Source organism: Psychrobacter immobilis (assembly GCF_003148585.1).
In the GTDB taxonomy this organism is placed as follows: domain Bacteria; phylum Pseudomonadota; class Gammaproteobacteria; order Pseudomonadales; family Moraxellaceae; genus Psychrobacter; species Psychrobacter immobilis.
Genome location: NZ_QGGM01000001.1, coordinates 438,989 through 461,916, shown reverse-complemented (window position 1 = coordinate 461,916; position 22,928 = coordinate 438,989). Strand labels below are relative to the sequence as shown.

Annotated in this window: 19 protein-coding genes; 14 read left to right on the top strand and 5 right to left on the bottom strand. The window is 42.2% G+C overall.

From position 1 onward, the window contains the following. Positions 1–29: 29 nt before the first annotated feature. Together rpoZ and gmk are read right to left on the bottom strand one after the other, a co-directional pair. Positions 30–290: a DNA-directed RNA polymerase subunit omega gene (rpoZ, locus tag C8D84_RS02030; protein WP_045444217.1), complete on the bottom strand. Its 261-nt coding sequence runs from the start codon at positions 288–290 to the stop codon at positions 30–32. 197 nt (positions 291–487) lie between these two features. After that, positions 488–1,114, bottom strand: coding sequence for a guanylate kinase (gmk, locus tag C8D84_RS02025; RefSeq protein WP_045454143.1), 627 nt, complete (start codon positions 1,112–1,114; stop codon positions 488–490). A 482-nt stretch (positions 1,115–1,596) separates the two neighbouring features. On the opposite strand from gmk, the gene ispH reads away from it, so the two are divergent. The 12 genes from ispH (at position 1,597) to C8D84_RS01965 (ending at position 13,682) form a co-directional block, all read left to right on the top strand. Further along, a complete protein-coding gene (gene ispH / locus C8D84_RS02020) occupies positions 1,597–2,553 on the top strand; it encodes a 4-hydroxy-3-methylbut-2-enyl diphosphate reductase (RefSeq protein ID WP_045444223.1) in 957 nt (318 codons plus the stop codon). 52 nt (positions 2,554–2,605) lie between these two features. Then, positions 2,606–2,851, top strand: coding sequence for a hypothetical protein (locus tag C8D84_RS02015; protein WP_055124696.1), 246 nt, complete (start codon positions 2,606–2,608; stop codon positions 2,849–2,851). 14 nt (positions 2,852–2,865) lie between these two features. After that, positions 2,866–3,684 (top strand): thioesterase family protein, encoded by an 819-nt coding sequence (locus tag C8D84_RS02010; protein WP_109589602.1) that lies wholly within the window; start codon positions 2,866–2,868, stop codon positions 3,682–3,684. Positions 3,685–4,084: 400 nt separating this feature from the next. Continuing rightward, a complete protein-coding gene (locus C8D84_RS02005) occupies positions 4,085–5,617 on the top strand; it encodes a catalase (protein WP_280513819.1) in 1,533 nt (510 codons plus the stop codon). A gap of 270 nt (positions 5,618–5,887) precedes the next feature. Continuing rightward, positions 5,888–7,903, top strand: coding sequence for a molecular chaperone HtpG (gene htpG, locus C8D84_RS02000; protein ID WP_228244409.1), 2,016 nt, complete (start codon positions 5,888–5,890; stop codon positions 7,901–7,903). 345 nt (positions 7,904–8,248) lie between these two features. Next, complete coding sequence (locus tag C8D84_RS01995) at positions 8,249–9,730, top strand: C13 family peptidase (protein WP_109589598.1); 1,482 nt, start codon at positions 8,249–8,251, stop codon at positions 9,728–9,730. Between the two features lie 228 nt (positions 9,731–9,958). Then, the gene (gene fghA / locus C8D84_RS01990) at positions 9,959–10,849 is read left to right on the top strand and encodes an S-formylglutathione hydrolase (RefSeq protein ID WP_109589596.1); all 891 of its coding nucleotides are present in this window, start codon (positions 9,959–9,961) and stop codon (positions 10,847–10,849) included. Between the two features lie 318 nt (positions 10,850–11,167). Beyond that, positions 11,168–11,449, top strand: coding sequence for a TIGR03643 family protein (locus C8D84_RS13985; RefSeq protein ID WP_374220464.1), 282 nt, complete (start codon positions 11,168–11,170; stop codon positions 11,447–11,449). 113 nt (positions 11,450–11,562) lie between these two features. Beyond that, a complete protein-coding gene (rpe, locus tag C8D84_RS01980; RefSeq protein ID WP_055124691.1) occupies positions 11,563–12,255 on the top strand; it encodes a ribulose-phosphate 3-epimerase in 693 nt (230 codons plus the stop codon). 120 nt (positions 12,256–12,375) lie between these two features. Next, on the top strand, positions 12,376–12,753 hold the full coding sequence (locus tag C8D84_RS01975; protein ID WP_228244407.1) for a hypothetical protein: 378 nt from the start codon (positions 12,376–12,378) through the stop codon (positions 12,751–12,753). Between the two features lie 120 nt (positions 12,754–12,873). Continuing rightward, on the top strand, positions 12,874–13,185 hold the full coding sequence (locus C8D84_RS01970) for a hypothetical protein (protein ID WP_045444243.1): 312 nt from the start codon (positions 12,874–12,876) through the stop codon (positions 13,183–13,185). Positions 13,186–13,370: 185 nt separating this feature from the next. Continuing rightward, positions 13,371–13,682, top strand: coding sequence for a hypothetical protein (locus C8D84_RS01965; protein ID WP_045444246.1), 312 nt, complete (start codon positions 13,371–13,373; stop codon positions 13,680–13,682). A 164-nt stretch (positions 13,683–13,846) separates the two neighbouring features. On the opposite strand, the gene rpmG is transcribed toward C8D84_RS01965, so the two are convergent. Continuing rightward, on the bottom strand, positions 13,847–14,002 hold the full coding sequence (rpmG, locus tag C8D84_RS01960; protein ID WP_045444249.1) for a 50S ribosomal protein L33: 156 nt from the start codon (positions 14,000–14,002) through the stop codon (positions 13,847–13,849). Positions 14,003–14,135: 133 nt separating this feature from the next. Continuing rightward, a complete protein-coding gene (rpmB, locus tag C8D84_RS01955) occupies positions 14,136–14,372 on the bottom strand; it encodes a 50S ribosomal protein L28 (RefSeq protein ID WP_010201401.1) in 237 nt (78 codons plus the stop codon). A 485-nt stretch (positions 14,373–14,857) separates the two neighbouring features. Here rpmB and C8D84_RS01950 point away from each other — a divergent pair, with 485 nt between their 5' ends. Together C8D84_RS01950 and purU are read left to right on the top strand one after the other, a co-directional pair. Further along, positions 14,858–20,518: a beta strand repeat-containing protein gene (locus tag C8D84_RS01950; protein WP_109589592.1), complete on the top strand. Its 5,661-nt coding sequence runs from the start codon at positions 14,858–14,860 to the stop codon at positions 20,516–20,518. A gap of 214 nt (positions 20,519–20,732) precedes the next feature. Further along, a complete protein-coding gene (purU, locus tag C8D84_RS01945; protein WP_109589658.1) occupies positions 20,733–21,662 on the top strand; it encodes a formyltetrahydrofolate deformylase in 930 nt (309 codons plus the stop codon). Positions 21,663–21,785: 123 nt separating this feature from the next. On the opposite strand, the gene C8D84_RS01940 is transcribed toward purU, so the two are convergent. Further along, on the bottom strand, positions 21,786–22,577 hold the full coding sequence (locus C8D84_RS01940) for a cytochrome C assembly family protein (protein ID WP_055124689.1): 792 nt from the start codon (positions 22,575–22,577) through the stop codon (positions 21,786–21,788). Between the last annotated feature and the right edge of the window lie 351 nt (positions 22,578–22,928).

Here is a 22,928-nt window from a genome sequence, read left to right as displayed (position 1 = left end):
TCAATGCTGTATCTTAATAATACAGTGTCTTAAAAACCATGATCGCCTGACAGTGCCAAATCTAATGAACTGGTGGCAAAGTTGTGCTCTGGCTGATTTAGGATATCGCGAGTGATTTTACCAGCAGCGATTTCACGCAATGCCAATACCGTAGGCTTGTCATTATCCACATCAACCAATGGTTCAGCGATACCTTTAGCCAATTGACGTGCGCGTTTGCTTGCCACTAAAATCAGTTCAAAGCGATTATCAACATTATCCAAACAATCTTCAATCGTCACTCGTGCCATATGTAGCTACCTCGGTTGTTTTTATTAGTCACGGAGCTTGCCCGCCACTCAATAAAAATAATATCAAAATATAAAGGGGGATAGCGAGACATTATAGCATTTTTTGCCCAGCCGCGTAGTTGCTTTTTGCGTGTCTATTAACGTATCTATTAATAAGCGCTCATCGACTGAGTTGACAGTAGTATTTCGTTCTTGCTTTACTCTTCTACTTTATTGCTAAGTAAATTGCTGATGGTGCGATGATACCGCTGCTGTTGACGCTTAAGCGTCTGCCTGTCCGCCACGATAATGGCTTTTAGCTCAGTCAAAGCGACCTCAAAATTGTCATTAATAATCACAAAATCAAAATGGACATATTGCGCCATCTCAGTCACTGCGCCGGCTAGGCGTTGCTCTATTACCTCCATAGTATCTTGCCCACGCGTCGATAAGCGCTGACGTAAAGTGGCAATGCTTGGCGGTAAAATGAAAATCATAATGGCGTCAGTAAAGATTTTTTTGACTTGTAGTGCGCCCTGCCAATCAATCTCTAAAATAACATCGACGCCTGCTTCTAACTGCGTCCGCACGCTTTGCTCCGAGGTGCCATAGTAATTACCAAAGACCTCAGCATGTTCTAAAAACTTGTTTTCACCGATGGCAGTTACAAAGTTTTCGACATCGGTAAAATGATAATGATGACCATCAATCTCGCCGGGACGCGGCGTGCGCGTGGTGTGTGATACGCTGACGGTTAAGTCATTAGTCGTGGCAAGTAGCTGCTTTACCAGTGAGGTTTTGCCCGTACCTGAGGCGGCGGTAATAATAAATAATGAACCTGTCATACAATTTGTCCTAATGGAGTGTGTGCTAGTCAAATCTGTGCGAATAAAAAAGCCAAAGCTGTTTTAGTAAACAATTCAAAACTGGTAAAAAGAAAAATCGCCATCATGTATGGCGATAGACATTGTCATCGATGCACTATTATAAACTGCTTTTGTGGCTTTTATTTTAATTAAAGCCGCCTTTGACCAGTCGTTATCATCGAAGCGATCTAAAGATGGCATAGGGCAACTTATTATAAATCACATTTTTAGTGCATTAAGTGCAGTTAACGCTGCCACTATGGATAAATACTTTGAACGTATGAATATGTGTGTGCTTCTAGTTAAAACAGCCTCTAGTACCGTGCTATTTTCAAAGGCAATAAAAGTAAATTATGCTAAAGTAGCGTAATGAATTCATCCCAATTTTTGAATTAAAGCTTTTGACAGTAATGTTGTGTATTTAAGCTTTAATAATAAATTATCTAATGATAGGCCCTCTTATGCAAATTTATCTTGCCAATCCACGTGGATTTTGTGCTGGTGTGGATCGCGCGATTGCGATTGTGAACGAAGCATTGACACGTTTTGAACCGCCCATTTATGTACGTCACGAGGTGGTACATAATAAATTTGTCGTCTCTGATTTGGCCAATCGCGGTGCGGTCTTTGTGGAAGAACTTCATGAAGTGCCAGATGGCTCTATCGTTATTTTTTCTGCTCATGGCGTATCAAAAGCTGTTGAAGATGAGGCTGAGCGCCGTGATTTGACGGTATTTGATGCTACTTGTCCGCTGGTCACTAAAGTACATATCGAAGTCGCTAAATTTGCGCAAGAGGGTATGGATGCGGTATTGATTGGACATGCGGGACATCCCGAAGTGGAAGGCACGATGGGGCGCTTTAACCGTCGCCACGGCGGTCACATTCATTTGGTTGAAAACGAAGCCGATGTGGCAGCATTGAGCGTACAAAATGCCGAACGTTTGGCATTTGTTACCCAAACGACCTTATCTATGGATGACACCGCGCGCGTTATCGATGCACTGCGTGAAAAATTCCCTAGTATTCAAGGTCCGCGCAAAGACGATATCTGTTATGCCACGCAAAACCGCCAAGATGCGGTAAAAGACTTAGCCAGTCGCTGTGAGGTGGTCTTGGTGGTTGGCTCGCCCAATTCATCAAACTCTAATCGTCTGCGTGAGCTGGCTGAGCGGATGAATTGCCGTGCGTATTTAATCGACAATGCCAGTGAGATGGATAAAAGCTGGTTAGATGGTGTGCAGAGTATCGGCGTCACCGCTGGCGCATCAGCACCCGAAGTACTGATTCAAGAAGTGCTACAGCAGTTGCAAGATTGGGGTGGTGATTTACCGAGTGAGCTATCAGGCATCGAAGAAAATGTCACTTTCAGTCTGCCTAAAGCCTTGCGTATCCCAGTCACCCAAGTGGGTAAATAGATAAGGCTTTGTACAAGACATCTAATAGGTAACGTATAGTAGGTAACGCAAAATGAAAAAGCAAAAAAAAGGATTTGTATTGGCAGAAGCCACTCTCGGTGAGGTTAACAAACAATTGAAAGTGAATTTGTTTGTCATCGTGGTGGTGGGATTCGTGTTAGGCAGTAATATTCTGCATTTTATGCGAGAAAAGAATGTTTTTTATGGCGTATTAATTGCCGCGATGGTCGTTGCGTTATTTTTTGTCATTAAGAGTCGACAGGTTCTTAAATTAAAACAACAAGAGCTTATTAAATAAATCATAGGACAGTCATGTCAGCTTATTATAATTTTATCAAACGCGAACAGCGAGAAGACGGCGTCAACGTCGCACATTATCAGCCAACCAAACATGCCCAAGGGGCTTGGAATGAGCATGAACAGCATATGGCACCAGCGACAGGGTTGCTCACGGCTGAGCTCAACGGTTATGTGCCGCAAGAAAACATGCGTATCGCTCGCATTAGCCTAGATATCTTAGGATTGATTCCACTGGATGACTTTACCATTACCACGCGTTGTATTCGTCCAGGCAAGACTATTGAGCTTATTGAAGCAGTGATGAGCAGTCGCGGTCGTGATGCAATTATTGCGCGGGCATGGCGTCTAATGACCCAAGATACCAGCGAGATTGCAGGCATTGAAGACCAAAAAGCGGTACATAAGCCCGAAGAGTTGCCCATTTGGGAAGACATGAAAGGCTGGCCGGGCGGGTTTATTGAAAGTGTGCGCTTGGTCGCTGATGATACGCAGCGTCGCCCAGGACGCGGTATGGTCTGGATTACTAATGATGTGGATATGATCGAGGGCAAGCCAACTGATGACTTGGTGCATCTATTGGGCATGGTCGATACGGCCAATGGCGTTGTGCCTCGGCTTGGGCTTGGCTTGTCAGAATTAGAATGGATGTTTCCCAATACGGATTTGCAAATTCATATGCATCGCGCGCCGCAAGGTCGCTGGCTTGGCATCGAAGCGGTGCAGCAGTATGGCAATGATGGCATTGGTTTAACGAGCGCTGTGTTACATGACGTTCATGGCCCTTTTGGTCGTAGTGAGCAAATATTGACGATTCGTCCGATGCCGCGTTAATTGCTCTGTGGTATTTAATTAAGCTCTATTTAATATGGTCAATTCGCTTTAAAAAAGTGATAGCAAGGCTGATAGAGAGTAGTTGCACTGTTAATATTTATCGTTGTTAATAACAACCATCCTAAGGAGTAAAGTATTTGGGTGAGTAAAAAACAAGTTAAGTGGTTCTGAAAAACAAAACGAAAGCATGTAATTAATTAATTATACAAATCAATGGTAATGGGTTGTAATAGTATCTAACCACAGAACATGACTGTCATTAGACATTACTATGAAAAAAACAAACCGTTTTTCGAACAAGCTGACAACTATTCTGGAACTATTAATAGAAGCGTATTCAGAATAGATTTTGTACTTTAATCCATTTGCTATTCACAGGAGTATGACTATGAGCAACGATATGAACAATGATATGAGCGATAAAAAATGTCCTTATGCACCGACCCAATTGACCATGGGCAATGGCGCACCAGTGGCAGATAATCAAAACAGCATGACTGCAGGCAAACGCGGCCCATTATTGGCGCAAGATGTTTGGCTCAATGAAAAGTTAGGAAATTTCGTCCGTGAAGTGATTCCAGAGCGCCGTATGCACGCCAAAGGCTCTGGCGCATTTGGTACTTTTACCGTGACCAATGACATCACTAAATATACCCGTGCGGATATTTTTAGCGAAGTGGGTAAACAGACTGAGATGTTTGCGCGCTTTAGTACCGTCGCAGGTGAGCGCGGCGCAGCTGATGCCGAGCGTGACATTCGCGGATTTGCTTTGAAATTCTACACCGAAGAAGGTAACTGGGATATGGTGGGTAATAATACACCTGTGTTCTTCTTACGTGATCCGCGCAAATTCCCAGACCTAAACAAAGCCGTCAAACGTGATCCACGTACCAATATGCGTTCGGCGACCAACAACTGGGACTTTTGGACTTTATTACCTGAAGCCTTACATCAAGTTACTATCGTTATGAGTGATCGCGGTCTGCCAGCCTCGTACAGAAATATGCATGGTTTTGGCTCGCACACGTATAGTTTTTGGAACGAAGCCAAAGAACGTTTTTGGGTCAAATTCCATTTCCGCACGCAACAAGGCATTAAGAACTTAACCGACGCAGAAGCGGCAGAGGTGGTTGGTTCTGATCGTGAGAGTCATCAAAAAGATTTGTACGATGCCATCGAAAATGGCGATTTCCCAAAATGGAAAATGTATGTGCAAATCATGCCAGAAGCTGAGGCGGATACCGTTCCTTATCATCCGTTTGACTTGACCAAAGTATGGCCAAAAGGGGATTATCCGCTGATTGAAGTGGGTGAGTTTGAATTAAACAAAAACTCTGACAATTACTTTGTCGATGTGGAACAAGCCGCATTTGCCCCAAGTAATTTAGTACCGGGTATCAGCGTTTCACCGGATAAAATGCTACAAAACCGCTTGGTTAACTATGCTGATGCTCAGCGTTATCGTGTCGGTGTCAATCATCAACAGATTCCGGTAAATAAGCCGCGCTGCCCTGTGATGAGCAATCATCGTGATGGTCAAGGCCGTGTCGATGATAACTATGGCAGTCGCCCGCATTATGAGCCAAACAGCTTTAGCCAGTGGCAAGAGCAGCCTGATTATGCTGAGCCACCATTAAAAATTGACGGCTATGCGGCGCATTATGACTTCCGTGAAGATGATAGCGATTATTTTAGCCAACCTCGCGCATTGTTTAATTTGATGAGTGCTGAGCAACAACAAGTGCTATTTGAAAACACAGCGAATAATATGGCTGGTGTGCCGGACTTTATTCAGTATCGCCATATTCGCAACTGTAACTGGTGTGATGCTGCTTATGGCGCAGGCGTTGCCAAAGCACTAGGCTTAACGGTTGAAGATGCGATGAATGCTCGTGAGTCAGATCCAGCGCTGCATTTGCCTAGCTGCTTATAGTTGATAGGTCTATCTAAAAACGTATTACTAAATCTATTTGCTGAATATACTTGCTAAACCTATTATCGATATAACGACACCGCCTTAGGAAACTAGGGCGGTGTTTTTGTTGAATTGTGCTTTTTAGCTTGAAATTTTCTGCTGCGCCCCTATTAGTATAAACAGCTTAGCGATATTCGAAATTGAACTGCTTAATTTGTAGCTGAGTAGAGACAGTCAAATGATTGCTATTTTATGATACGTTTTTGACATAAATTAAAGGAGTTTTTTATGAGTGAACAGACCCCAGTTGATAACCAAAAGGTTGATAGCATCAATGTTAATAAAAGCAGCCCAGAATTAAAAAAACATACCTTTGAGGCGGAAGTAGCGCAACTGCTGCATCTAGTTACCCATTCGCTTTACTCTAATTCTGATATCTTTGTGCGTGAGCTGGTTTCAAACGCCTCTGATGCTTGTGATAAATTGCGCTTTGAGGCGACCAATGATGACAGTCTTTATGAAGACGATGGCGAGCTAAAAATTCGCATTGCTGTCGATGAAGATGCCAAAACCATCACCTTTACCGACAACGGTATTGGCATGAATGAAGCAGATGCCATCGAAAACTTGGGTACGATTGCCAAGTCCGGTACTAAAGCATTTTTAGACAAGCTGTCTGAATCACAAAAGCAAGATGGTCAATTAATTGGTCAGTTTGGGGTTGGTTTTTATTCAGGTTTTATCGTTGCTGACACGATTAGCGTCGAAACACGCAAAGCGGGTGAGCCTGCGGATCAAGGCGTGCGCTGGGTATCAGACGGTACAGGTAGCTTTACCGTTGAGCCTATCACGAAAGAAACTCGTGGCACCGCCATTACTTTGCATTTAAAAGAGCAGTATTCTGAGGGTGAAGACAGCTATTTAGACCGTGGCAAAATTAAGCGCTTGGTCAATAAATACTCAGACCATATCAGCTTACCGATTCAGATGCGTAAAGAAGTTTGGCAAGAAGATGTCAAAGAAGAGGGCGACGATTCTGAAGAAAACAGCGCTCCAACCAGCGGCGAGATGGTATTGACCGACGAATGGGAAACTATCAACAAAGCCAGCGCTCTATGGACACGTACGGCATCTGAGATTGAAGATGATGAGTATGTCGATTTTTATAAAAATATTACCTATGACATGGACGCGCCACTAGCATGGACGCACAATCGTGTTGAAGGCCGTGTGCAGTATACTCAGCTGCTATATATTCCGAAAAAAGCCCCTGTCGATTTATATACTCGTGACCAGCAGCATGGCCTAAAGCTATACGTGAAGCGCGTCTTTATTATGGATGAAGCTGAACAGTTACTGCCAATGTACCTACGCTTTGTGAAAGGTGTGATTGATTCAGCAGACTTGCCATTGAACGTCAGCCGCGAGCTATTACAAGAGTCACGTGATGTAAAATCGATCCGCGATGGTAACGCCCGCCGTATTTTGACGTTGCTCGCCAGTCTAGCCAATAGTGAAGACAGTGATAAGCAAGAAAAATTCGCGCAGTTCTACGCTGAATTTGGTGATGTTATCAAAGAAGGCGTTGGCGAAGACATGGGCAATCAAGAACGTATTGCCAAATTGCTGCGTTATGCAACCAGTACTCAGGATAGTGTGACCACCAGCTTTGAAGACTATAAAGCGCGTATGAAAGAGGGTCAAAAAGCCATTTATTATCTAACGGCTGACAATCTAGCGGCTGCTAAAAATAGCCCACAATTAGAGCTGTTTAAAAAGAAAGGCATCGAAGTTATTTTGATGACCAGCCGTGTCGATGAATGGGCAATGAACTTCTTAACTTCATTTGATGAGACACCGCTACAAAACATCGCTAAAGGTGCCGTTGATTTGGGCGACTTGCAAGACGAAGCCGAAAAAGCGGAAGCTGAAAAAGCACAAGAAACCATGAAGCCTGTCGTCGATAAACTTAAAGCAGCATTGGGCGAGCGTGCGAAAGATGTGAAAGTCTCAACACGTTTGGTTGATAGCCCAGCCTGCCTAGTCGTTGGGGAAGGTGAGCTATCACCACAAATGATTCAGATGCTTAAGCAAATGGGTCAAGATGTACCAGAAAGCAAGCCAACGTTAGAGGTCAACCCTGATCATCCATTGATTAAAAAGTTAGAGACTAGCGAGCAATCTGACGTCGATTTTGATAAATTGGCGCAAGTAATTTTTGACCAAGCATTGTTAGCAGATGGCGGTCAGTTAGATGATCCAGCCGCTTATCTAAAACGTGTGAATGAGCTTTTGATGAGATAGTAGTGAGTCTTTGATACAGTCATTTTTGAGAAAAAAGGAGGTCTTGGATTCAAGACCTCCTTTTTTATATGTTCTTAGCCAAATTTAAGCGAATTTTACAAATCAGCCTTATCCTCTTGACCGACAATCCGTTACAATCGCGTTATATTAGCGAGCTAAACTGTTTAGTCATATTTTTAGTCTTTGCTATTCGTCTCTTAAAATTATCTCATTGTGAATTGCATGTAATATTGATGTCCATATGCTATATAAAAAATGTGAATTAATGACATTTTGTAGGTAGCTGCACACCAAAAATCATCATCAACTCACTTTCTTTTCTCGACTGGCTAGAGGTTTAAGTCTTTGTCACTTGCGTCGTTAAAAACCGTATCGCTTCAGCGTTTTTCGCTCAATTTCGCTGCCAATATTATTGCAACCTTGTGGATGCTAGTAGGGTCGACGCGCGCGTTTTCTTGGGTAAAACCGACCTTTATCCAGTTTGCCGTATTTGCACTATTGGCACTCGGTAGTAATGTACTGTTTTCTTGGTTAGCCGCGGAAAATGGCAGTATCTTTAATGAGCAAGGGTTGGTCAGCTACTTGATTTGGCCGATGATAATTTTATTGGGTGGCATCATTTTGGCACGGCGTTCTGGCAATCAAACGTTGGTGTTTGTGCCCGTGGTATTGTGGTTAGTGGCTGATACCTTATCTGCATTATTACAAAGTTTGGTGCAGTTTTTGGGCAGTTATGGTTGGTTACCAGATTGGAGCTATTCACTTTTACCCATACTGTTTTTGGTGCTGTTTTTATGGCAGACGTTGGCGTTATTATGGATTTTTTCTCGTCGTCTACGCATACCGTGGTGGGAGCGGGTCATTGTATTGGTAGGTGCAGTCGCACTGTTGACGATTTGGCAGCGTAATGTCGCGGACCAGCCTATATTTAAGCAGATTCCTGTAGAGCCTGTTTTAGCCGAAGCAGCATTATACGAGCAGCCTCGTTTGTTACAGCAAGCATTAAACAGTATCGATCCCAGCACTTCGGGCAAGACCGACTGGTATTTTATGGGTGTGGCAGGATTCTCTGGTCAAGATGTTTTTCGCTCTGAGATTAATAAAGTGCGTGAGCTGTTCGATGTGCGTTTTGGTACTAGTGGACATTCACTCTCGTTGATCAACAATACTTATAGTTGGCTTGATGAGCCAATCGCTACCAAAACCAGTATTCTGCGCGGATTAAAGAAAATTGGTCAGCAGATGAATGCCGATGAGGATGTGTTATTCCTAACCTTGTCTTCACACGGCAACGAAAATATCATTCAATTAGCAAATCCACCATTAGCAATGGAGAATCTAGACGCCGCATGGTTACGGGAGGCGCTAGACGCTTCAGGTATTCGCTGGCGGGTGATTGTGGTATCTGCTTGCTATTCAGGCTCATTTATCGATGAATTGGCATCACCGACTACGGTAGTGATTACTGCATCAGCCGCTGACAAAGCATCGTTTGGCTGCACCAACACAGCTGAGATGACCTATTTTGGGCAAGCGTTTTTTGCTGAAAGCCTGCGTGGCAATACCAGTTTTGAATCTGCTTTTAAAGATGCCCGTTTGCGTGTGAATGAGCGCGAGAGTGCGATGGGTTTTGAACCATCAGAGCCGCAGATGGTGATTGGTAGTCTGATGGAGACTGCTTTGCCAGCGTTCGAACAAGTATTGTTTGATAAAACCCGACCACCAGTTGCCAGCATTATTAATGACAGTGATTCTATAGCCATTAATATCGTAGAGGATAGTGCTTCTGGTCAGCCAGTGGCTAATACTGTGATCACGGCCAATTAACAACTAACAGTAAACTCAGAACCCACAACCCAAAAATCACGATGAGCCGTATTAAGCTCGTTCAGTCTAGAATCTGTAATACTGACACTCGCTTTCCTTACTACTTTAATTCTTGTGAATGGTATAATGATTGAGTACTAAGTGAGTTTGGAGAAGTACTAGTATTACTTTACCAATGCTTTTTATAAGTCATCGTGTACTTTACTTTGGATAAAAAGGATGTCGCTTATGAACAACTCTTATAAACACAGTCTATCTACTAACTCAAAAATCACGCAGATCAGCGTCAACCGCTGTTTCGATGGTGAGCAACATTACTATAGCCATCAATCATTATCGACCAAAACGCCGATGACCTTTAGCATTTATCTGCCAGATGAAGCGCTTGCTGGTCGCCGTTGTCCTGCGATTCTATATTTATCAGGTCTCACTTGCAATGCTGATAATGTCACCCACAAAGCGCATTTTCAGCAAAAATGCAGCGAGCTTGGCATGATATTTATCGCCCCTGATACATCACCTCGAAGTAGTGATGACAGCGATGTGCCAAACGACGACCGCTATTTTGTCGGTCAGGGTGCCAGCTATTATGTCGATGCGACGCAAGCACCTTGGTCAGAGCATTTTAATATGCAAAGCTATATCGTTGATGAGTTATATGACTTGTTACGCTCAGAATTTCCTATTGACAGTATCGGCGTGACAGGGCATTCGATGGGCGGTCACGGAGCATTACTATTGGGCTTTAAGTTTCCAGGCAAGTTTGTGAGTGTCTCAGCTTTATCGCCTGTGTGCGCGGCCAGTGAGTCGGCATGGGGGCAAGCCGCTTATACAGAATACTTCGGCGATGATAAATCACGATGGGCGCAGGCAGATGCTGCGCAGATGATTGAAAAATCGGGGCAGCAGTATGCAAGTATCTTGGTGGATCAAGGCGCGGCTGATAATTTTTTAGCAGAGGGTCAACTGCAAACCACCAAATTGCAACATGCTTGTGACAAATCCAATCAGCCCTTAACCTTGCGTTATCAGGCGGGTCACGATCATAGCTATTATTTTATTCAAACGGTGATTAACGATCATATTGAACATCACTGGCGTATGGCGCAAATGAGCTAAGCCCAGTATTAGAATGATGATCTGATCGATAAATTGACAGACAGTTACGCTGATTATTTAGTCAAGCGTACTTATTGATATAATATAGATTATTATAAAATAAAAGTTGGCTAAGTATCTGTTAAGCATCTCTAAAGGTAAGGTTTTATGGTAAGTAATCTGACAGCATTAGTAGCCGATGGTTTGGCTTGTAAGCAGCAAACCGTTCAGTCATCGCTTGCGACCATGCAAGCCGATATGACCGCGGCTCTAAAAAATAATCAGCATGCTGATATTAGTACTGAATCAAATGACAGACAGACACGTCCAGATGAGCTTATCGCAACTGTAGTCAATGAATCGGGTGATAAAGTGCTAGATGACGCGCAAGTCTCACGAGTGATAGAAATGGCGTGGGAGGACAGAACACCGTTTGCGGCGATAGAGCATAGCTATGGTCTCAATGAAGCAGGCGTGATTAAGCTGATGCGCCAAACGCTAAAGCCGTCATCTTTTCGCTTATGGCGTCAGCGTGTCAGTAATCGCGCGACCAAACATCAAGCTAAGCGAGGCTTCGATGTCGGTCGTGCTTATTGCAAAACCCAGTATAAGCAGCGCTAGTGGTTTGAGTTCTTAATATTATTGCTTTAAAGGCTCAGTTTTTTTAAAGTCAGTCCTTAGTTTCTTTTTATTTTTATTCGTATTTTATTTCAACAGAATCAGGTAGCTCAACTATGATTATTCCTTCTAAACCTTACCTTATCGCCCCATCAATACTCTCAGCTGATTTTGCACGTCTAGGTGAAGAAGTTGAAAGGGTGTTGGAATCAGGTGCTGATGTGATTCATTTTGATGTAATGGATAACCATTATGTACCCAATCTCACCTTTGGTAGTATGATTTGTAAGGCGCTGCGTGATTATGGGATTGATGCGCCAATCGATGTGCATTTGATGGTATCACCAGTTGACGGCATGATTGAGCAGTTTTTGGAAGCAGGTGCGAGTGTTATCACTTTTCATCCAGAAGCCAGTGGGCATATTGATCGCTCTTTACAGCTGATCAAAGATGGCGGTGCTGAATGTGGTTTAGTATTGAATCCCGCAACGCCATTACATTATTTAGACTATGTGATGGACAAGGTAGATCAAATTTTATTGATGAGCGTCAACCCAGGTTTTGGCGGTCAGTCATTTATTGAAGGGACGTTAGAAAAAGTGCGCCAAGTCCGTCAGCGCATCATCACCAGTGGTCGTGATATCAGATTAGAAGTAGATGGCGGTATCAAAGCCAGTAATATCCGAGCCATTGCCGAAGCGGGTGCTGATATGTTTGTGGCAGGGTCGGCGATCTTTAACCAAGATGACTATAAAGTGGCTATTGATGCTATGCGTGCTGAGCTGGCTTTGGCTAATGGTAACGAATAACTACGGTCTTATGTGATCGATAAATGCGTTCGTCAGTCATTTTTGTCATAAAAGAATAGTAGCAAAATGTGCTGTATAACGGATAACGATGCATAACAGCAAGTTACGTAAAGGTGAAATATGGACACAAAAAACTCAATCAATTCGTTAGAATTACCTGAGTCAGAGCAAAGCACTGAGCAGCCAATTCAGAATGAACCACAGCAACGCAGTCTGGTGCCAAAGGGCATTACTATTGGCTTGGCTGTATTTGCCTTGGTTCTAAGTTTGGCGGGTTACGGCTTTCGGCTAATGGTGGGTGATGATACTGGTGAAGTATTACGTCATGCTGCGGTCATTGTGCCTGCATTTATGCTGGGCATTCCCCTGTTTTTTTGGCTAGGTTCTAAGATACTTAACAAAGTCAAAGGCATGCATATAGAGAGCTGGAATGCTATTAGCTTGGGTTATTTAACCTCTTGTATATCGATGTTATGGTTGATGGGTACTTACAGTTAGAGTCTTATGAGCAGAGATAAAGCTGTTTGGTAAATAGTGCACTGCAATATTTATGATAGGCTATTTTTACACAATTTTTAATTATTAAGTCACGTGCTACAAGCGTGACTGGAATTTTACATGAGAATCATACCGACCAAGATTGCCAATATCATCTATCCAAAAGACCTACCCAATGGCTTATTCACCAGCTTAATTATCGCCTGTTTGCTGCTAGGGCTGGCATCATTACGTAACGGTACTGATTTACAAGGCTGGCTCAATGTCATCGAAAACTGGCTGCTTATGCTGTTGATATTTCCGACCGCCACCGCCACTGTAGCCTTACCGTTTAAATATCGAGATCCGACATTAGAGTTAAAGCTTATGTACTATCTCGGTATGTTTGTTGCCTTCTTATTTACTGTGGCAAAATTACGCTACTGGCGCTAATACTATCAGTGATAGCACACCCAAAGAGCCTTTATGTAGAAGACTTATGTGACAAGCCTTGAATTTCAAGACCAAAGCGTCCATTGTATGACTAAGATAGTTTTACCCGTATTACTGTAAAACAATAATGTTGCGACGCGCGATTTTTCTTGCAAGTATTAGACGGGACAATGAGGAAGCAATTCATGCCATACGATATCGATAATGATATAGAAGTAGATAACGAAAGTACGGATCAATTTGCAGGATTTGCCAAAGAGACGACCCTTGAGCTGGTAGAGGCAGAAGATGGTCGCTTATTGTTACGTGACGCGGAACAAGACGAAGCGCCGCTGATGACCATTGATTTTTCTGAAAAGCTTAAAGAGCTGCTCGGTAGTGACACCCAAGCGATAGGTCAGCATATGATTCATGCCGCGATTCAGGTCATTATGCAAAAGCAGATGAGCCAATGGCATGCGCATGTTTATGACAAAGAGCCGACGCACTATAGTTAGTGATGAGCTGGGTTGCTGTTAAGCTGGTTAGTAGTAGTCAATTAAAATAGTCATCATAAAAAGTAGCAAGCATAAAAAAGGGTATATCAATTGATATACCCTTTTTTTTCAAATAAATTATTTATAGAACATATTTATAAAAAATACATTCCATAAAATAGCAATTATTTGATTTTAGCTTCTTTAAACATCACGTGCTGGCGAATTTTTGGATCGAATTTCTTCATTTCCATTTTGCCAGGCATAGTGCGTTTGTTTTTAGTAGTGGTGTAGTAATACCCAGTACCAGCTGTTGATACTAATTTAATTTTATCTCTCATGATAGCTTTCCTGTAAATGAGGGGTCTTCAAACGATAGGTACGGATCTAAAATATTAAGTAGCTACATAAGATGTAGCAGAAAAGCAGCTTAAATGACGAAAATTATCGAGATATTAAGCTGCCAGTCTTAACTTATACTTTTTGACCTTGTGCGCGCATATCTGCTAACACTTTATCGATACCAAGTTTGTCAATAGTGCGCATACCTTTGGTAGACACACGTAGACGTACAAAACGATTTTCAGACTCTACCCAAAAACGATGGTTATGAAGGTTTGGTAGAAAGCGACGACGGGTTTTGTTGTTTGCGTGCGAAACATTATTACCCACCATAGGGCGCTTTCCAGTCACTTGGCAAACTCGAGACATGGCGAACTCCTAATCTATGAGGTATGAGTTTTTCTCATACCAGTCTGGGCAAGTTGCACGTTTTTGCGGCATGGACACAGCAAGCGGCAGCTTTGCACCAAACAAAACTATATGAATGTTGAGTTGATATTGCTGTTATCTAAAGGCAAATAACAAGCATACCAATTCAGAAAATTTTAAAGCCGACATTTATACCATAAAAGAGATTAATACTCAAATATTTTTATGATTATTGTCGATCTAAAGGATGGCTATTATACCCTGAAATTCGCTGGCTATGTTGTTGATTATTTAATAGTGAAGATTAATTTTTAGTTGTAAGTTATAACAAAAGTCAGTAAAGTTGCTGTTATATATTTAATACAATCTGTTAATACAACGGGTATTAATGTAAATCTATGTATCATTACCAATCTATTATGATTCTGTGTAATGATTTTCGCTTATTTGCTCGAATAAATTACTGCTGACGCGGAGTCCAAAACATGTCATATAGCTCATTGCCTTTTACCTCTAAACTGTTTCAGCTCACTTCTTTGACTTGTGCTTTAGCATTGGCAGGCTGCGGTGGCGGCGGTGACGGTGATACCGTAGATTCTGTTGCACCGGCGCCTGATTTGGGTGTCACGCAACCTGGTACTGGTGGTAATGGTAATACTGGTGGTGGCGAACAAGTGCCAGACGTCGAGCCAGACTTCTTTATCCAAAAACTGAGCACAGCGCCTACTATTATTGAGTTGTCTGATGAGCAAGCAGCCTTTAGCGTTGCGGTTAAAGCTGTTGAAAAAGTATCTGGTGGAGCGATGGTTGGTAAAGCCGTGACTCTAAAAGTAGTGGATTCTGAAAATAACGGTATCACTATCGAAGGTCAAAGCACCCAAACCACGGACAATGATGGCAATGCAGTATATGCATTAAAGCTCAATCCGCAAGCAGTTGCTGATAAAGATGACCTGATAAAAAATGGTTTTACGTTAGTAGCGACTGCTAAGAAAGCAGATGGCACTGCGGTTGCACCGCAAGAGCTAAAAGTTTCAGTCAGCAAAAAAGGTAGTGGTGACGGTACCCAAGTTATCGAAAGTGAGCTTGATATCAGTACTTCGTTAACTACGAGTTCGGTCTCCAATAACGTTTTAAACGTATATGGTGATACGGCAACCCTTAGTGTTATTGCCAAAAATAGTAAAGGTGCTCGCGTCAAAGATGTAGCGGTTGGCTTAGGTATTGCCAACGTCAAAGGAATTGCTATCGTTGGCGGTAGCACTAAAGTTACTGATGATAACGGTCTAGCGACATTTACAATTCAAGTTGATGATAAATTATCAGTCGCTGACCGTACAGCGCTAGTGGGTAAAGCGATCGCTTATGCTATCAATATTGCAGAAGAAAGTGGCGCTACTAAAGAAACTAAAGGTGAATTCAAAGCAGCGCTTCCTGTCTCTGATTATGCTTTAACAGTGACTGGTAGCTCTAGTCGTCTTAGTGCTTATGGTGACAGTCAAACTATTACTATTGCTGCCACTGCTAAAAATTCTAAAGTACCGACAGCTATCAGTGGGTCGACAGCTACCATTAAACTTAATGATGGGTTGACTGGAGTGAATTTAAGCACTAACAAAGTGACTCTAAATGCTCAAGGGCAAGCCAATGTGACCTTGAACATTGATGCAGCTGTGAGTGAGGCTGACCGCAAGACGCTTATCAAAAACGGCATTAGTTATACGGTTGTCTTAACTGAGCCTAATCGTTCATCAACCTCAAAAACAGCTTCTAGCATAGTTTATCTACCTACTGCAGAATATAAAATCAACTTTAATGAAAGCAACAAGAAAGAACTATCAAGCTCAGGTGGTAGTGCTGTTATTAGCTTCCGTGTTAACAATAGTCGCGGCGGTATCATTGCAGGTCAGAAAGTTACAGCAAGCTTGCCCAAGGACTTAGCTAATGCTGGTCTATTAACGCTACAGAATAACTCTGAGCAAGTAACAGACAGTAAAGGTGAAGTTAGCTACACAGTAAGAGTGCCTAACAACTTGACAGAAGCTCAGAAACTACAGTTAGAAAAAGCGACAACATTTGCTTTAACAGCAAGCATCATCGAGTCTTCAGGAGTACCGAGCTCTGTCAGTAGCGAAAAGATTCGTATTGGCTCAGACATAGGTCAGAGCGATATCCAATTATCAGCACAAAGCTTACCTACGACGGTTAGCGCGCTAGCAGAACAGTTCAAACTGCAAGTTTCTGGTAAACGTAAGAACGGTAGTGCAGCAGTGGGTCGTACAGTCAAAGTAGTGTTAGATCAAAGTACAAGTACTGGAATCACTATTATCGGTAATGAGCTTATTACTGATAATAGTGGAATAGCAGAATTTAGTATTGGCATCAGCAAAAGCTTAACGCCAACGCAACGTGAAAATTTGATAAAGTCGGGAATTGGTTATACAGCGGTAATAACGGACGAGGATGGCACTCAGTCTAGGTTGCCAGGAAATATCAAAGTTGAGCAGCCAGTAACCAGCATTCAGTTTGCCTCTATTGCGACACCATCTATCAGTGAGCTAGGTGGTAACGGTAATATCAGTGTTAAGCTGACGACTAAAGGTAGCAACGTTAAGCCGGTTTCAGATAAAGAAATTACTATTCAATTGGGGGCCAAGGCACTTAGTTATGGAGTCACTGTCACACAGTCGGCGATGACTGACTTCAATGGTGATGCCTTATTTGCGGTTAATATACCAAGTGATCTAACAGCCGCTGAACGTACCGACCTTAAAAATACTGGTATTAATTATCAATTGTCTTATGTTGAAAACGGTATTGTCTATAACTCTGCAGCCACAAAAGTCACTATTATCACTCCAGTGGTCACTCTAAATATTCTGAATGCTACCAATAATATTAACAGCCAAGCAGGCTATATCCTCAATAACGTTGGTAGTAATGCTAGCATACAAGCCCAGTTGAATGACCAGTCTTCTGGTGAGCAAATTGCAAGTCAGCCTGTTAAATTGACCTTTTCTAATAAACAACTGGCCAGTTTGTTGACCGTGAATGGTCAAATTGGATCATCAACTATTACTGCAAGTACGAATGAAAATGGTCTCGTTAGCTTCAATGTCGTGGTTTCAAACGATCTGACTGCTGAGCAAAAAGCTGCGCTAAGTACAGAAGTTTTGACAGCGACTTTGACTGAGACACTAACAGGTAAAAAGCAGCAAGTTAATGTCAAAGTCCAGTCTATAGCTTCTGCTATTTCTTTGCTTGTTAATTCATCAAAAGCTCTAAATTTAAACGGTGGTGAAACACAGATTGAGGTAGTGGCAAAAGATAAAAAAGGTAACGTAGTTACTGGTCAAAAAGTTTTCTTTGCATTGCCGGCTTCTGTGGCTAGTAAAGGGGTTATCTTGGTATCTGATAGTCAAACGACTGACAATTCGGGTAAAGCAGTATTCACTATCGCTGTGGCAAACAACTTAACTGAATCACAAAAATCTGCTATCGGCAGCAGCATTAGTATTGCTTTATCTGCTGCTGACGTTAACGGTAATATTGTTACTCAAGCAGCCAATGTCACAACTGTGACACCAGATGTAAACGGTACTAAAGAGAATTTAACAATAGGTGCGAATAAAGTCGTTAATACCAAAGGTGATACTTTTAAAGTATTTGTTCGTTTAGAGAATGAAGATGGCGCTGTTGCCAATCGTGAAGTAAGTTTAAATGTTGATGATCCTTTAAGAACAGGCGTTAGTGTCTCTAATGGGACTGCGAATACTAACAGTGATGGTGTGGCGACATTCAACCTGACACTTGAAAGTGGTGCTAATGTTAATCAAGCAATTTTAGCAGATGGCATTCGTTTAACGGCGACCACAACGACTGCTGAAAATGTCAAGTTGGAGCAAAACTACATCGTTGCAGTCGATACGGCTACGATTGATAGTTATCAGCTAATAGCATCTTCGGATAAACCTACCTTAAACACTGGTGGTGATCAAACTAATGCTACTTTCCGTGTGACTGACAGTAAAGGTGGTATCTTAGCAGGGGTGCCTGTACAGCTGAATATCGAAGCTTTAGAAGCAAGTGGAGCTGCTTTAACTACACCAAGCATGGTAACTACTGATGCTAATGGTCAGATCGATATTGGCGTTATCTTAGCAGCCAATTCTATCAATTCACGTCTAAATCATAGCGTAGTAATCAATGCCAAAATCGTCACGCCACAATATGATGCAGATGGCAAAGTCAGCATGCAAGTGCGTGAAGAGAAATCATTAAGCCTATCAGCTATCGGTACAGAAATTACTATTACAGCTACAGACGCTAATCTAAAAGATGGCGCATCTACTACTATCACGACCACATTAGTAGATGGTGCGGGACGTGCTATTGCCAATGCTGATATGGAGTTAGTCGACGCGAACGGTGATATTATCCATTCTAGTGCGACTGCTACTAGTAATGTAGATGGTAAAGCAGTATTTAATATTAACGAAGCTGATTTGAATTTTGATAATAACGGTAACTTACGTATTTTTGCCAGAGCCACTGGTGAGCGTGCACTAGTTGCACAGCGTAGTACTAGCAGTCTTGATTTGGTTAAAGTATCACAAGCAGGTATTAGTTTTATTAATATTGAAGATGTCTATGATGTCAATGCGGCACAAAATATTAATGTACAAATCCGTACTGACTCTCCAGCCCAAGCGACTGCGCTTATTGGTAAGGTTGTAGAGGTACAAACAACGATTGGTACGTTTGCTAACAATAATGTGATTGTTACTCAAGCAATCACTGCAGGCAATATTCAAGGCAATATTATTACTGTCCCTGTGGTGCTAACGTCTACGCTTGCTGGTACAACTGTATTACAGGCAACTGTGCTAGGCGAAATGACTAACGGCGCGCTTAAATATCAAACCACAGTTGATACCCGTTTTAGAGCCACTACACCTGCGAAGATGCTGTTTCAAGCAGTGAAATCAGTCATCACACCCGGCAGTAGCACAGAAGTTGTTGCCACGGTTAAAGACAAAAATGATGTGCCAGTAGAAGGGCAAACGGTTGTATTCAGTCGTGCTGCAGATTCATCAGCTGGCCGCTTATCTGCTGCTACCGCAGTTACAAACAGCAAAGGCGAGGCGCGTGTGGTATATCAAGCCAATGCCAGCTCACCTATCGGTGGCGTGATTATTAATGCTCGCTTATTAAACGACAATGCCAGCATTGGCACCAAAACAACTAATATTACGGTATCGAAAGAAGCGGTTTATACAACCTTAGCGTTTAGTAATGTCTTATCTACTGATAATATTTATTACACGGTTCGCGGTTCAATATCTGTTATGGATGGCTCAGGGCGCGCGGTACCAAATAAAGAAGTATCGATCAAGTCTTATGCTATTGAATATGCTCAAGGTAAAGTTTGTTTGCTTGATAGCAATGTGACTTATCAAGCGGCCAATACTACAGACGCCGATGGTAATGTGAATACACCTGAACCTATAACTTTTGCAGAATTAGTTCCTGTACTGCAGAAGACTGATTGGATTATTAGCGAAGACAGTCCTGAATATAACTATACTTTAGATAGTGATGAAGATGTGAATAGCAACAATAGTCTTGATGCTATCAATCCCGTAGCCATTATTGGTGGCACACTATCTGATGACGGTTATTCATTCGTGACTGATGAAGAAGGTCGTGCAGACTTCGAGATTCGCTATCCGATTCGTTATTCAAGCTGGGTGAAAGTGCGTTTTGAGGCTTCTACTTTCTTAAATGGTAGTGAAAATACTCAAAGTATTAACTATTCTCTACCATATTTGGCAAGTGACTTGAGAGTAGAAGATCCAAACTTATTCTCTCCTTGGATTGGTGATACCAGTCCGTTTGGTGATGCTGGTGTGGTGTGTGTAAACAGTTTGAGTGTCAATATTAATGCCGAGAAAAATACATCTAAAATAGTATTATCTCCTTATCAAGCCAGTTACTCTGTGTCTATTAACGGCGTAAGTCCAACGACAACAGCACAAGGCTATAACAGCTTTATTGTAGACTTCAATCAAGCATTTGATTTGGGTTCTACAATAGGTGTTAACAGTAACGGTTCAGGATTTTCTAGAAATATTACAATCGAATAAACCACACTCTAGTAGGTAATCTGCTCAATCACATACTGCTATCAAGCAAAAACCCCCAACCACGCGTTGGGGGTTTCGTATTTATAACCTCAATAACGAAATACAACCAACTCAATCAGCAAAGTTAGGTAAAAGCGATTAGAATAGTCGGTTTCCTATGCTAATGACCGTATTGAAAGTCAGTAGCAAGTTTAATTTTTTGATTGGGCGCACTATGTCAGACACTGCAACGATTACTTCAGCAAAAAACTCATCTCATAAACTATCTAATAACCTGTCTAACAAGACGACAATCGATACTGCCACGCTATTGATTAAATGCCGTGATCAAGCCGGTATCGTGCAAGCGGTATCTGAGTTTATCCATCGCTATGGCGCTAATATCATCACTCTCGATCAGTATTCAACTGCTCATGAGGGTGGTCAATATTTTATGCGTTTAGAGTTTGCTTTAGCAGGATTGAGCGAGATTATTGAGAATTTTGAAGCCAGTTTTGCGCATACGGTAGCCAAGCGCCATAACATGGCTTGGCGTTTACATGATAATGCGATTAAGACGAAAGTTGGTATTTTAGTATCAAAGTTTGATCATGCATTGTTGGATTTGTTATGGCGGCATCAGCGAGGTTTACTTGACTGCGAGATTACCTCTGTTGTTAGTAATCACGAAGACTTGCGCCAATCGGTAGAGAACTTCGGTATTACTTTCCATCATGTGCCAGTGACCAAAGACAATAAATCAGAGGCAGAAGAGCAGATTCATACGCTAATGGCAGGCAATGACTTGTTGGTATTGGCGCGTTATATGCAGATATTGTCGTCTGATTTTGTCAAGCGATGGCCGATGCAAGTCATTAATATTCACCATTCATTTTTGCCTGCATTTGTGGGAGCTGACCCTTATCGTCAGGCTTATGATAAAGGTGTGAAACTCATTGGCGCGACCGCGCATTACGTCACCGCTGAGCTTGATCAAGGTCCTATCATTGAGCAAGATGTACACCGAGTCACTCACCGTCAAGGTGTGACCGAGCTGCGCGCTATTGGTCGTGATATCGAGCGTAATGTCTTGGCACGCGCTGTGAACTGGCATGTACAAAACCGCGTGATTGTAGCGGGTAATAAAACCGTGGTTTTTAATTAGCCTTTAATTAGAGCGATTTCAAATTGAGAAGTGCTGGTTAACAGAAGGTTAAAAAAAGCCGTGGGTATTATTCATTAATACTCACGGCTTTTTTCTGGACCTATTGCTATTGCAGCACTGATTTTATATCAGCATCTCTAACACAAACTTGCTGCCCACAAAGCCAATAGCTAATAGGATAAAAGCATAGATAGTCATATTGGCGGCACGTTTGCCCCGCCATCCAGCACGCCAGTTACCGACCAGTAGCGCCCCAAACAATAACCAAGACAGCAGGCTAAACACGGTCTTATGCACAATATGCTGTGCCATCAAATCCTCTACATAGATAAAGCCAATGCCAAGAGCTATACTGAGCAGAACGAAGCCAACCAACAGCATGTCAAATAACAGGCTCTCCATACTTTGTAAGGATGGCAGTTTATTGACCCAAAACCGATGAATAGAGTGGTGCTTGAGTTCGCGTATTTGTAGGCGCAAAAATAGCGCTTGCACCGCTGCCATCAGCAGCACACAATAGGCGGCAAGTGATAGTAATATATGAGCTTCAAGCCCAATACTGATATTTGTAATGGGTTGATAAGGCGCACGGCCAATATAGCCAATTGTCAACCCTACCAATGCTGTTGGCGCTGCCAGTATGCCCAGACTAACAATGGGGCGATATAAACAAAATAAAAAATAGAAGAACAAAAAGAACAAGCTGATTAGGCTAATGATATTAAAAAGATTGAAATTTAGCCCGTAAAGCGTCACAACATAAGGATAAAGTAGCGCCGCATGCGCGAGCATGCCGACCATCAATAATCCCAAACTGATGCCTTTATGGATAGGCTTATCCCGAGTCAGTGCCCAACTAAGGTAAGCGCTGACTAAGATATAGGCTAGGCTAGCAAGTAAGAATGCAAAGTGCACAGATATAATGCCTCATCTCATACTGAGCGTAAAATAGCCGCTCAATTTAATGCTAAAGTGGTATTATCGGAATGATTAGAATAATCGTCCAATTTATCATAAAATGGGTGCCAATTGAGCACCAACTTGCTTATTCCTTATAAATGCTTGGCCAAGTTTGCTTGAATGAGCGCTCATATGCCTAGCTTATAAAGCGATTGTCTATAAGTCATAAAGCGCCGCGCCAAGCCTTGGTAATGCTGTATTTGCAAAATCATTATAATTTTGGCGTCGTCTTGGTGCTATATTATTGATAATAGACTATTTTTTATCATTGTTTTATGAAGATACGATTAAATACTTTACAGTATT